Genomic DNA, 12,553 nt, shown 5'->3' on the forward strand with positions numbered 1-12,553 from the left:
TACCGACCGGGGCGAGGTTCGGGAACGATTCGCTCATCCACCGAGCACGGCGAGCATGCCTGCGACCGCCGCGGGCCAGGTGAACTGCTCGGCGCGGCGGCGGGCGGCGGCGCGCCGGCCGGCGGGCGGCAGGGCCAGCACCTCGGTGACGGCGTCGGCGAAGGCCGAGGGATCGTCGTCGGCGACGGCGCCGCATTCGGCGGTGACGATATCGGCCAGTGCCGAGGAGCGGCTTGCCACCACCGGCGTCCCCGCGGCCAGCGCCTCCAGCGCGGCGAGGCCGAAGGTTTCGTGTGGGCCGGGGGCGAGCGAAACATCGGCGGTCGCCAGCAGTTTCGCCACCATCGCGCGATCGGTGATGAATCCGGTGAAGTGCACCGCGGGCAGCCCGCCCGGCAGCGGCGCCAGTGACCGCGCGCGCCGGTGCAGCGCGTCGCGGCGCGGTCCGTCGCCTGCGACGACCAATCGGGCCTCGACTCCGAACTGGCGTAGCTCGGCCACGGCTTCGATGCTGCGGTCGACCCGCTTCTCCACCGAGAGCCTGCCGCAGTGCACCAGCAGCGGATGGCCGGGCACACCGAGATCGGCGCGCAGGCCGCGATCGGCGCGGCGCGGACTGAACAGGTCGAGATCCACGCCCAGCGGCACCAGTTCGACGTTCGGCGCGCCGATCCGCTCGAATTCGGCCCGCGCGAAATCCGTTGTGCACACCACCCTGTCGTATTGGTCGGCGGTGCGCCGGTTCGCCACATCCGCACAGCGGCGGGCCAGCGCGCGCGGCATGATCTGGCCGAGCAACCGGTCCAGGCGTTCATGGGAGATCATCACGCTCGCCACATCGCGGCGCCGGGACCAGCGGCCGAAACCGCGCAACGTCAGCCGGTCGGAGACCTCCAGGACGTCAGGGCGCAGCCCGCCGAGCACGTCGGCCACCCGGCGCGGGTCGGCCGCCCGATAACCGCCCGTCCCCGGAATCGCGAGCGCGGGCAAGGTGATCCGCACGACGCCCGTCGGCAGCAGTTCCTCACCGCGGCGTGGACCGGGCACGATCAGCACCACCTCGTGCCCGGCCGCCACATAGCCTTCGCCGAGATGATGCAGCGCGGTGCGCAACCCACCCGACCGCGGGCCGTAGAAGTTCGCCAGCTGCACGATGCGCACGCCGCCGATGGTGACGCGCACCGGGTTACCGCCGGAACCGTCTTGCCGAACGGCACGTGAACAGGCGTGAAAGAACCGGCCAACCGAGCTCAGCGCGCGGTCAGGTTGCGGTCGACCCGCGGCAGATCCAGGTTCAGCGGGATGCGGCCCGCGGCCAGATGCTGCTCGACCTCCTCGGCGGGCATCGGCCGCGCGATCAGGAAGCCCTGGGCCCGGTAGCAGCCGAGACCCACCAGGGTGCGCGCCGCGACCGGCGTCTCGACGCCCTCGCCGACCACGCCGAGCCCGAACGAGCCCGCCAGCCCGATGATCGACTTCACGATCGCCAGATCGTCGGTGCTGGCGCCGAGGCGCTGCACGAATCCGCGGTCGATCTTCACCGCGTCCACCGGCAGCGCCTTCAGATGCGATAGCGAGCTGTATCCGGTGCCGAAATCGTCGATGGCGATCTGCACGCCCATCCGCTTGAGCCCGCGCAGCGTGACCTGCGTGCGGGCCAGATCCTGCACCACCACATGCTCGGTGATCTCCAGGCATACCGAGCTGCCGTCGATGCCGAACATGCGCAGGATGTCCTCGATGCGTTCCACGAAATCCAGGCTCACCAGCTGCACCGGCGACACGTTGATCCGCATCACCACATTCGCGGCCAGGCCCTGTCTGCGCCATTCGGCGAACTGGGCGCATGCCGAACGGATCACCCAGCGGCCGAGTTCACCGGCCAGATTGGTGGCCTCGGCGACGGTGACGAACGCGCCGGGCGGCAGCAGCCCCCTGGTCGGGTGCAGCCAGCGCACCAGCGCCTCCATGGCCACGATCCGGCCGGTGCGCAGGTCCACTTCGGGCTGGTAGTGCAGGATCAGCGAACCGTCGCTCACCGCCCCGCGCAGGTTCAGCTCCACGTCGTCCTGGAGTTCGAATTGCGCGCGCATGGCGTCGGTGAAGATCGCGACGCCGTTGCCGCCGCCGGATTTCGCCGAGAGCAGGGCGTGGTCGGCGCGGCGCAGCACGTCGGCGACCGTGGTCTCGCCCGGGATGCCGACCGCGACGCCGATGCTCGCCGCCCGGCTCACCGACTCGCCGCCGACGGTGACCCGGCGGCCGATGAGCTGCTGGATGCGGCCCGCCTCGTGTTCGGCGGCCACCGCGTCCATCGGTTTGGCGGGCACGATCACGAATTCGTCGCCGCCCAGCCTGGCGATCATGTCGTTCGGGTCGAGGTTCTCCCGCAGCCGGGTGGACAGACTGCGGATGAAGTTGTCGCCCGCGGTGTGGCCGAGGAAATCATTGAGCGCCTTGAGCCGGTCCAGGTCGAGGAAGAACGCCGCGACCGGGCCCGGGCTGCCCTCGCTGAGCCGCTGCTCCATGTGCTCGAGCAGGGCGCGGCGGTTGGCCAGCCCGGTCAGGTCGTCGTGCAGCGCGATGTAGCGCAGCCGCTCCTCGGCCACCACCCGGGCCTGCAGCTGTGCGAACAGGGCCGCGATCGCCTTGAGCACGTTGAGCTCGCGGGTGCTCCACTCCCGGTCGCCGACCTTGATGAAGCCGAGCAGACCGGTGGACTGGCCGCGCGAGACCAGCGGCACCGCCGCCGAGGTGACATTCGGCAGCCCGGAGGCCCGCTGAATGGTCTCCTGATAGTCGGCGTCGGAGCCGGTGACCAGGAACGGTTCGGTGGCGTGCTCGAGCGCGCGGAACACCGAATCGGCCTGTTCGAAATACACCACCCGCAGCGGGTCCGGATCGGGCACGTTCGCCCGGTGCGGCCATTCGGCCACCAGCACCGTCGCCCGGCGTTCGGTATCGGTATGCCGGACGTAGCTGAAATCGACGTCGAAATAGTCGACCAGCGTGGCAAGGACCTTCTCGGTCGCCGACACCATCGTCGTGGCGTCGACACCCATGAGCTCCGCGGCGACCTCCGTCACCAACGAGTCGAGCGTCCGCCGAGGCACTTTGTCTCCGATCGCGCTAACTGCGGGTGTCCGCGCCAGGCACCGGTCGCCGCCTGCTGCGCACACCGGCCGCGGCCGCGTAGCTCAGGCGAAGAACCAATGCCATGGTCTCATGTTCCGGCACTCCCAGTAGGTCCAGGAAACAGCCTTGAAGTGACGCTAGTGTATCTGCGTACGCTGGAGAAATCGCGTTCGAGTCGCGCTCACGTCGCGAATAGAGAAACACCGGCGACATCGGTTGCACCGCTAGACCGCTGCGCTGAGCCTGGATCCAGACCCGTTCCACGGCCCCGCCGGCACGCACATATCCGGCCAATGACCGCTCATCTGCGCCCGGTGGGTCGGTGAAGGTGACCGCGACGATCGCCGAACTCGAGCGCACCCGATCGCGGGCGTAATCGCCCAGCGCGGCCCCGGCCGACCAGCTGTGCAATTGCGCCATCACATCGGCGCGTCGGCCGATCTGCATGGCCGCCCGCTCGTCGGGCGCCAGTTCCAGCGTGCGCACATCGATGCCGGTGTCGAGGTCATCGGCCGACCACCGCAGTTCGGCGAACATCTGCTCGTGCAGCAGCGGAGTGAGATAGCGGATGCGGTCGGACTCGGCCAGTAGGGCGGCCGCGCGGTCGAGGCCCGCGCGGTCGGTGACCAGGCGCAGGGTGGCGCCTTCGGCTGCGGCCGCCGCGGACAGGCCGGCGAGCACGTCGGCGGGGATCGGCGCGCCGGTGCCGAGCCTGCGGTTGGTCTCGCGGGTCAGCGCCAGCGGATAATCGGCGGCGGGCGCGTCGGCCGGTGCGCCGCTCCGGCGCAGGATCGCGGTGATCGGCGCGGCGCCCGGGTCGGTCGATTCGACGAGTTCGCAGGCACCGAGCATGCCGTGCGCGGCCGCGGCGACCCGCGCGTTGTACAGCGCGGCGCCGAGGGCGACAGCGCTGCCGCGAAAGCCGACGTCCATGGCGGTGGTGGCCGAGGGGTCCAGCGCGAGGCGGATCTCGTCGTCACCGGCGTGCAGCGTCCACGGCTGGACGTTGCCGCCCGACGGCGCGCGCTGGGCGCAGGCCAGGATCCGCTGGATCGGATCTGCGGGCTCGGACTCGGGGCGGCCGGCGTCGGCGCCCCAGTCCAGATCGTCGGGCGGCGACGGCTCGGCGAGCCCGTCCAGATCGCATTCGAGGTCGACCCTGGTGCGTCCGGACGGCAGTTTCTGGCCGAGCCCGATCCGGCGGATGGCCGTGGTGACACTCGCGCCGCCGAGCATCACGTCACCGGCCAGTTGGGGCCAGCTGCTCAGGGTTTCGCCCACCTCGACCATGCTGGCCGCCATCCGCGAGGACAGCTCGGTCGGCCCCATCAGCGCGACCACATAGGGCGCCTTGTCACGGGTGGACAGCCCACGTAGATCGCTCGCGGCGACCCCGCCGAGCAGCCCGTGGAAGGGCAGCCGCTGCGGTTCCAGGTCGTAGCGTTCCACGTCGAGCAGGCCGCGGTCGCTGGTCTCCATCACCACCGGAATGCGATGCCTGCGCGCGGCTTCGCGGACGACGAGTTTGATATCGAGCGAATCACACTCCTCCACCACCACCGAGAGCCCGGAGACGAATTCCTCCACCGAATCCTCGTCGACGCCGCCCCGATAGACCTCGATCGGCAGATACGGATCGAGTTCGGCAATCTTGCGCGCGGTGACCACGGCCTTGTTCGTCCCGATATCGAACAGGCTCGCGGGCACGCGATTGAGATTGGACAGCTCGAGCACGTCGAAATCGGCCAGCCGCAGCGATCCGCAGATTCCTTCCAGCGCAATCGTGTACGCCACCGCGTGGCCGACGCTCTGGCCCACCACCCCGATCGACATCTCGCGCAATCTGCGCTGTTCATCGCGGGTGAGCTTATTGCGATTGCGGTCGAGGCGAATGGCGCGCAAGGTCTGCGGGCCCGGCAATCCGAGAACCCGTCCGCGCCACGGATAGTAGATCCAGCGATCCGATTCCGGGCCTTCCACGCGTTCGGGCGGATCGGTGAGTTCGGCGAACTCGCGGTCCAGCAAATCGCGCAGATCACTGAATTCGATATCGCCGCACGCACGCAGTTCGGCCAGCACCCGGGCATCGCCCGGGTGCTGCGGATCCAGTATCAACGGCCGATATTCCACCCCCCGGTCACCCTCACCGGCCATACCCGAACCGACTCTCCGATCTGCGTCCGGAGCCGCGGCGCACCCGCTCGAGCGCGCCCTCGGCCACTCCCATATCTCGAAGTTCATCGCACATCAGCAGATACTGCAACCGATCGGCGAACATCCGGTACATCCGGGTGTCCCACCAGATGGGCACCGTCTCGTAGCGGTCGTCGGGGTAGGGCACGGCGGGGATCAGATCGGCCGCGACACCGCCGCTGCCGCGATGTCGACCGGTGGTGAAGGCGGCCACGGTGGCGAAACCGTACCGAACGCCGAGAATGCGCGGGGTGTGCGCGATACAGCGCGAGATCGCCGCGCCGAGTTCCCTGCGGTTGGGTACATCCCGTGCCACCCAGGCGCCACGGGATTCCACCACGCCGCGCGGTATCCGCCGGGCAACCATGGCTCGCAGCTCACGCTCGCCGGGGCGGCCGGCCCAGGGCGCCAGCGATCCGACGTCCGAGGTGCGCAGGTACGGCCCCTGCGCCCGGACACCGGCGACGACGGCGCCGCTGCGGTCGGTCGCCGCGAAGAACAGCGTGGTGGATCGGCCATCGGCCACCGCGTCGTATTCGAGGGCCGACTCGACCCGGAAGTGCCGGTAAACATCCAGCGCACCCGCCAGATATCGATTCCACAGCTGCGGGTCGGCGGCCGGGGTGGTGGCGGTGAAGTCGCATCCGGAGACGATGTCGTGAAATCGCACCGCGGGGGCGCTACAAGTCTCAACCAGGTCGACGGCGATCGTTTCGACAGCCATGACGTTCCTACTCTGTTGCTGTGTGCGCGCACACAGTGATCGAACCCATCAGACAGACTCACCCGGCGCCCCGAACGCGGAGTGAGTACGTCATGGGCAGTATGGGTCATCGGGGCCAGAATTGACTAGATATCTGGTTAATCTTCCGAAAACCAATTTTTCTTCCGGAAAAACCCGCAGGTCAGGCCGCTCAAGTCCGCATACCGGGATAGAAACGAGACCGGTTGGTACGTGTACAGCAAACTAACGGCAAGCTACACCAGAATGGAGATGAACAACTCCACCGAATGCGGGCCGTGCCAGATCTCGATCTCTTCACGGTAAGCGCGGGTGATCTCGGCCGATGCGGTCGCGTCGTCGACCTGAGCCCACACATCCTCGACCGGATCGTGGTAATCGCCGTTCGGCACGAACCGGGCGTAGACGCCCTTGGGTACCCGCACCAGCACATCACCGACGTGAGCGGCCTCGGGCGCCGGATACTCGAAACCGACCAGCGCGTTGTAGGTCTCGGTGGGATCGGGGACATAGACGGTGAACATCGGGCCGCCGGCGGCCGCGCTGCCCGCCGTCCGATCGCGCAGGCGATCCTTGAGGAACTCGATCAGCTCGCTGTTGCTCACCTTGAAACTCGGCCGCACCCGCGGCACCACCAGACCGCCGTAGATCGCCTCGCTGCGGACGACGATGGAATAGCTCATCGCGGATCGACCGCCAGGTAGAGATCGATCTTGTAGGCGTGCGGATAACACTCGAAATCGCCGGTGAAGGTGCGTTTGATCTGCTTGTGTTCCTCGGCGTAGGCGATCTGGGTCCACAGGCCGGTCATGATCTGCGGGAACTCACCCATCGAGGAGAAACGCGCGTAGGTGCCGCGCGGCAGCCGGGCCACCAGATGGCCACGGGTGACCTCGTCGAACGACGAGCACTGATAGCCGACGATCTGGGTGTTGTAGGTGCCGAGCTCCGCGGAGTAGTCGGTGTAGGCGCTGGCCAGCGGCCCGCCGAGGTCGTGGTGCAGCACCGCGGCCCACGCCGCTTCCAGGTCCTGATCCCGCAGTTCCCGCAGCGCACGCTTCGGGCTGCGCACCGGAAGCCCGGCAACCCACGTCTCGTCCCGCTCGACGATTTCAAACTGCATGGAAAGACTCTTTCGAGATGAATCCACCGGGCATAGTCCGCATCCGGTCGGCCAGGACCGCCATGCTACCAATCGTGGCGGGCGGTGCCGGTCACAAGATCGTTTCGCGCACGTCGCCTTCAACTGGACATTTGCACAGGAAACCCCGTGGCGTGTGATCGAATTGGCAGGTGTGCCGGACCATCGCCGAGCTCGACGAAACGCTGACACACTGCCGGGCCTGCCCCCGCCTGGTGGCGTGGCGAGAACTGGTGGCCAGGGAGAAGCGCGCGGCCTTCCGGGATCAGACCTATTGGGGCCGCCCGGTGCCCGGATTCGGCCCCGCCGACGCGCGCATGCTGATCGTCGGCCTCGCGCCCGCCGCGCACGGCGCCAATCGCACCGGCCGGATGTTCACCGGCGACCGCAGCGGCGAGGTGCTCTACGCGGCGATGTACGGGGTGGGACTGGCCAATCAGCCCACCGCCGTGAGCCGTGACGACGGGCTGCTTCTGCACGGCGTCCGGATCGCCTCACCGGTGCGTTGCGCTCCCCCGGCCAACAAACCCACCCCGGAAGAACGCGACCGCTGCCGGCACTGGCTCGACACCGAACTGCGGCTGCTGGCACCGACGCTGCGCTCGGTCATGGTGCTCGGCGCATTCGGCTGGCAGGCCCTGCTCCCGGTGCTCGCCGACGCCGGCTGGCAGATTCCCCGGCCGCGACCCAAGTTCGGCCACGGCGCCCACTACGAGCTCGCGCCCACCGACACCCGCGAACCGCTGCAGCTGTTCGGCTGCTATCACGTCAGCCAGCAGAACACCTTCACCGGGCGGCTCACGCCCGCCATGATCGAGGACATGCTCGTGCGGGCCGCGACCGCCGCCGGGTTACCCGCCGGGCGGTAACGTCGAGGCCGATCACGTAACCGAGGACCGCGGAGACTCATGCCGGACAACCCCATCGCAGTCCTGCAGCGCTGGCACGATTCCGGCGCCATCTGGCGCGTCACCGCGCGGCGGCCCGATGCCGTCACCGTCACCTTCTACCCCTGCACCGGCGACGAGGAACTCGACCACCTCACCTCCTCCGACCCGGACCTACTGCGTTACCTCGCCGGCCGCGACAGCAGCGAGGACTGACCGCGGCGCGACCGAGCGCAGGTAACGGACTCATCCCAGTCGCGCGCCATCGTTGACCAGGTGCGGCCGCTCGGCCATGATCACCACTACCTCGGTGGTCCCAGGCTTGTGCAGACGAGATGGCCCGGGCGACCTGACTCGTGCAGGCCGACCGGCAGGGTTAGAGAGGTTCGGACAATTGATTCGCAGTAACCGTTTCCGCAGCTGGTCGGCTCGATTCGGAGTGCTTCTCGGCGCTGTGTCCGCAGGTGTGCTGTTCGCGGCCCCCGCCCAGACCGAACCACTGTTCCCGGGCGGACCCGACATTCCCGGCGTTCCGGCGATCATCCCGACCTCAGCGCCCTGCGCTCCCGAAGCCCGCGCCTGTATGCGGTTGAGCACCAACGAGGCCTGGCTGGTCGACAACGGCCGCGTGGTCTTCGGACCCACCCCGATCTCGCACGGTATGCCCGGCTACGAAACGCCGCCTGGCGTGTTCGACGTCGACTTCAAGCGGCCCTTCCACTGGAGCACCATGCATCACGCCCCGATGCGCTGGGCGGTGTTCTTCAACAACGACATCGCCTTCCACGTCGGTCCGGTCGAGCACACCTCGCACGGGTGTGTGCGGATGACCGAAGAAGGCGCGCACCGGTTCTTCGAATACCTGCATCCCGGCGACCGGGTCGACGTCGTCCGCTGACTCTCCGACCGATAAGAACCGCGAAGGGCCAGTCCGCCCGCCACGACCCGCGCCGACGGACTCGACACGTCCGCGTCCGCTGAGCACTGTGATCGGACTCGCTGCCGACGTCGCCGCTACATGCCCGCCCCCGAGTCTGGGGTGGAATCGACAGCACCGCGCTCGACGGGCGCGCGCCGCCGTGCCTCGAGGCAGAACCGACGATGGTCCGTGTGCCGTCGCGGCGGCGCGGCCCAACAGTCCGGGGAGAACTGCGCGCGCGAACTCTTTCCACAGTTGGCAAGAGGCCTGGTTGCACCCGCACCGGGATTGCGAAAATCTTTGATCCGAGTGCGATCCCGACGGCCGCTCGGCCCGACGCTGTCCGGGTCGGGTTCACCTGGCGCAGGACGGAGGTCCGCCGACGTGGGAGAGTGATGTGATCGGTCCGGAGGGTGCGGAACTCGCGGAATTGGCCGATCGGATCGTCGCGGGGCTGCGTGCGCTCGCGCCGCCGGGGCGACACCGGTTGGAGGCGTCCTTCGCGATGACCGTTGTCGCCGAGTCTGCGCTGTTCGTCGCCGATGACGGCGACCAACCGGTCAGATGCCAGGTGTCGGATGAGGTGTGGGAGTTGGTACGCCGACATCGGGACCTGTCCGCAAGCCTCGAGGATGGGCCGTGGTGGCGGCTGATCGTGCACGTCGATTCCGATGGGGCCGAGGTCGTCATCGATCGGGGCGCGGAGCCATTCTCCGGTGAGCAATTGTTCGCGCCACAGGCTTATCTGGCGGATCTGGAACAGTATCCGCACACGCGGCTGCACGCGTGGCTGGCCGCCTACATCGGGCGCGGTGAACCCCAATCGAGGTCGCCGCGCGCAGCCGCGGACGCTGTGCGCGCTGATCGGAGTGCGGGCGTGCAGGCAGTGCCGGTGGCCGGCGAGTTGCCGGATCTGGCGGCGCTGTGGGCCCGGTGGGCGGTGCTGTCCGCGGCATTCGTGGCGGCCGGGTCGGAACGGGGCCCGCGTATCGGCCCGTCGGTTGGCATCTTCGAGAGTTCACGGCACAGCGGTTCGACATTGACGCTGCTGCCTGGTGATCGGGCGGTGCTGTCAGGTGGTGTCTGGGATGCACCGGTCTTGGTAGCCGCCTACAACGGCGATGCGGCGATGCCGCGATTGTTCGCGGGAGCACCGGCCTGGGTGGCCGACCCGGTTCTCAACCCGCGGGTGTTGACCGGGATGTTGTCGTTTTGCTACTGGTGGGACCAGGGACAGTGGTACCGCGGCGAATCCGCTCCGATGGCGGAATGCGCACCTGCGCTGCCCGCCGTGTGGACGGCCGATTCGGTGGCGAAGGTGGTGGCGGGCGTGCTGGACGGCCCGTCGCAGGATGCCGCTGAACTGCTGGTCTCGGCCGCGCAGGCCAAAGCGGTGACCCGCGCGGCGATCGCGCAAGTTGTCGGCGAGAACGCCGAGGTCGATGCCGACGGCGCCCTGTTCCAGTTCGTGCTCGCCGATCTCGTCGCCGGAGACGTCGTCGGCATCCTGGAGGCGGAGGCGCTGAAGCTGGTCCGAGATCACATCCGCGGCCGGGGTTACGACACGACCGAATTCCCGCTCTCGACATTGCGGGCCGAGCGGATCAGTGTGGGCTGGATGGTGCGATCGCCGGCGCCGGAGAGTGAGATCGCGCTCGACCGGGCGGTCTTCTATGTCGCGGACGATGGCGTGGTGGAGCGCTCGAGCTCCTCAGTGCCGTTGTCCGCGTTCATCGCCGATTTCGAGCACCGATTCCGACTACGGACCGGCGGACCGATGTCATCGGCCCGAGGTGGGAGATGACCGGCGAGCTGCGACTGGACTTGGATGGCCTGCGGGCGCGCGGCGCGCGGCTGGCCGCCATCGCCGATCGGGTACAGCGCACCCACGCCGGGCTGCAGGAGTGCTTGCGGCTGGCGGAAAGTAGCTACGGCGACGACTACATGGGGCGCATGTTCGCCGAGGAGTTCACGCCGCGCGCCGAACACGTGGTTTCCACCGTGGAGGCCATGGCGGGCAGCCTGCGCCGGACCGCGGCCGGAATCGTCAGCGCTGCCGATACATTTGATGCACGAGACGCCGACGGCGCCAGGAGGGTGGCCGCGGCGGGTCAGGATCCGGGCCCGGGAAGAGCCGGCCACACCGAGTGGCCATCGAATGGCACGGCAGACCCGCAATCGCCGGCCGGACGCCGGCCGGACCCGTCCCATCAGGCCGAGGTATCGCTGGAACCGAATCCGCCGGAGTATCCCGTCAGCGGGCCGCAGGGCGCCGACCGGCTCCCGACTGGTGCCCACGACGGGCCCGTTGGCGCGACGCCATCCGGCGGATCCCCGGAGCTGCCTGCGGTGGACAACGGACAACCATCCCAGGCGCCGTGGGGTCGTTCCCGGCCCGAATCCGGCCCAGCGAGCGACGATGCGGCCGGCGCGCCCGGCCAGCGGTCCGGATCGCCGGCATCGCCATCGTCGTCCGCGGCATCACCTTCGCCCGCAGCCGGGTCCGGTGCCCGGACGCCGAGCGCACCGTCCGGCGGCGGCGTGGCAGGACCCGCGGGACGGGACGGGACACCGTGGACGGCGCAGCCGCCCCGCACACCAGGCCACGTCCGCACGCCGGGTGCACCGCCCGGCAGCCGGGTCGCGGGACCCGCTGGACGGGATGGAACACCGTGGACCGAACAGCCGCCCCGCACACCCGGCCAACCCCGGACACCGGGTGCCCCCGGAAACGCTGGACGCCCAGCGAACGCCGGGGCAGATCCGCGGCAGGGTCCCGCACCGCGACCGAACGCGCGGGCCGGTGACAAGGCCCGCGAACGTGATCGACGCGACGACCGGGCGGGATCGGAGATCGAACGGCTGGCACGCGCGTTGGCCGAGCGACACGGCGTCCAGGTAACCGGTTTCGATACTCCCGGTCTTCAGCTCGCGCCGGTACAGGAGTTCGTGACCGCAGTGGACCGGGTCCTGACCGACTATCCGATGATTGTGCTGGAGATCGTCGCGGTCGCCGAGCTCGGTGACGGGCTCGGTACGGTCTGGTGGGATCGCGCGGCACCGGACATCGAGGACGGTGCCCGGTCGATGACGCTCGACCGGTACGCCGCACAGCAGCCGAGGCAACCTGCCCGGCCTTCGCCTGCGCCCGCACCTACCCAGGTGACCACAGCCGATACCGAGGAGTCGGGCGCGCCGGCACCGCCGGATATCTCTACGGCCACCTTGCGGGCGTTCGGCCGCGCTTTCGACGCTGCCGGTGGCGGTCTCGCGCGTCGGCAGGCGCAACGCGTCCTGATCGCGGAATACCTGAGCACCCTGCCGCGCCCGCGCCCCGCCCTCTCCGAGGTGGTGCTCGGCTACCGGGGCTGGCGTGCCGAGCTGACCGGAGGCGTAACGGCGCCAGCGGAATTCGATGTGGACGAGGCTCTCGGCATCGCGTTCGCGGAGGTAGTCCAGCGCGGCGAGCAGGCCGGCATTCAGGCACGACTGCTGCATGCGATCCTGGTCGCGGCGGCATCGCGACCGGAGTAGGT

Annotated in this window: 11 protein-coding genes; 5 read left to right on the top strand and 6 right to left on the bottom strand. The window is 69.2% G+C overall.

All coding sequences use genetic code 11. The features are described 5' to 3' along the window. Nucleotides 1–33: 33 nt before the first annotated feature. The 6 genes from AC4HOU_RS18775 to AC4HOU_RS18800 form a co-directional block, all read right to left on the bottom strand. Nucleotides 34–1,161 (bottom strand): glycosyltransferase, encoded by a 1,128-nt coding sequence (locus tag AC4HOU_RS18775; RefSeq protein WP_195006988.1) that lies wholly within the window; start codon nt 1,159–1,161, stop codon nt 34–36. Between the two features lie 89 nt (nt 1,162–1,250). After that, complete coding sequence (locus AC4HOU_RS18780; RefSeq protein ID WP_163811502.1) at nt 1,251–3,086, bottom strand: putative bifunctional diguanylate cyclase/phosphodiesterase; 1,836 nt, start codon at nt 3,084–3,086, stop codon at nt 1,251–1,253. Between the two features lie 43 nt (nt 3,087–3,129). After that, the gene (locus AC4HOU_RS18785) at nt 3,130–5,289 is read right to left on the bottom strand and encodes an Rv1355c family protein (protein WP_194989381.1); all 2,160 of its coding nucleotides are present in this window, start codon (nt 5,287–5,289) and stop codon (nt 3,130–3,132) included. Continuing rightward, nucleotides 5,279–6,052: a hypothetical protein gene (locus tag AC4HOU_RS18790; protein ID WP_163811338.1), complete on the bottom strand. Its 774-nt coding sequence runs from the start codon at nt 6,050–6,052 to the stop codon at nt 5,279–5,281. The genes AC4HOU_RS18785 and AC4HOU_RS18790 overlap by 11 nt, the downstream gene beginning before the upstream one ends. Nucleotides 6,053–6,306: 254 nt before the next feature. Next, a complete protein-coding gene (locus AC4HOU_RS18795; protein WP_163811336.1) occupies nt 6,307–6,753 on the bottom strand; it encodes a GyrI-like domain-containing protein in 447 nt (148 codons plus the stop codon). Beyond that, entirely contained in the window at nt 6,750–7,193 is a 444-nt protein-coding gene (locus AC4HOU_RS18800) for a GyrI-like domain-containing protein (protein WP_163811334.1), read from the bottom strand. The genes AC4HOU_RS18795 and AC4HOU_RS18800 overlap by 4 nt, the downstream gene beginning before the upstream one ends. Nucleotides 7,194–7,363: 170 nt before the next feature. Between AC4HOU_RS18800 and AC4HOU_RS18805 the strand changes: the two genes are divergently transcribed. From AC4HOU_RS18805 to AC4HOU_RS18825, 5 genes are all read left to right on the top strand, one after another. Then, nucleotides 7,364–8,080 (top strand): uracil-DNA glycosylase, encoded by a 717-nt coding sequence (locus AC4HOU_RS18805; RefSeq protein ID WP_163811332.1) that lies wholly within the window; start codon nt 7,364–7,366, stop codon nt 8,078–8,080. 39 nt (nt 8,081–8,119) lie between these two features. Next, nucleotides 8,120–8,314 (top strand): hypothetical protein, encoded by a 195-nt coding sequence (locus AC4HOU_RS18810; protein ID WP_163811330.1) that lies wholly within the window; start codon nt 8,120–8,122, stop codon nt 8,312–8,314. Nucleotides 8,315–8,552: 238 nt separating this feature from the next. Beyond that, nucleotides 8,553–8,996: a L,D-transpeptidase gene (locus AC4HOU_RS18815; RefSeq protein ID WP_280499726.1), complete on the top strand. Its 444-nt coding sequence runs from the start codon at nt 8,553–8,555 to the stop codon at nt 8,994–8,996. Nucleotides 8,997–9,414: 418 nt separating this feature from the next. Then, nucleotides 9,415–10,821, top strand: coding sequence for a hypothetical protein (locus AC4HOU_RS18820; RefSeq protein WP_163811326.1), 1,407 nt, complete (start codon nt 9,415–9,417; stop codon nt 10,819–10,821). A 1,145-nt stretch (nt 10,822–11,966) separates the two neighbouring features. Then, nucleotides 11,967–12,551, top strand: coding sequence for a hypothetical protein (locus AC4HOU_RS18825; protein ID WP_194989383.1), 585 nt, complete (start codon nt 11,967–11,969; stop codon nt 12,549–12,551). The last annotated feature ends 2 nt before the right edge of the window (nt 12,552–12,553 follow it).

The sequence above is a fragment of the Nocardia sp. JCM 38205 genome (assembly GCF_058222935.1).

Excerpts from the sequence above, each read along its gene's own strand:
- AC4HOU_RS18785 (WP_194989381.1), bottom strand. The coding sequence starts at position 5,289 with ATGGCCGGTGAGGGTGACCGGGGGGTGGAATATCGGCCGTTGATACTG.
- AC4HOU_RS18790 (WP_163811338.1), bottom strand. The coding sequence starts at position 6,052 with ATGGCTGTCGAAACGATCGCCGTCGACCTGGTTGAGACTTGTAGCGCC.
- AC4HOU_RS18795 (WP_163811336.1), bottom strand. The coding sequence starts at position 6,753 with ATGAGCTATTCCATCGTCGTCCGCAGCGAGGCGATCTACGGCGGTCTG.
- AC4HOU_RS18800 (WP_163811334.1), bottom strand. The coding sequence starts at position 7,193 with ATGCAGTTTGAAATCGTCGAGCGGGACGAGACGTGGGTTGCCGGGCTT.
- AC4HOU_RS18810 (WP_163811330.1), top strand. The coding sequence starts at position 8,120 with ATGCCGGACAACCCCATCGCAGTCCTGCAGCGCTGGCACGATTCCGGC.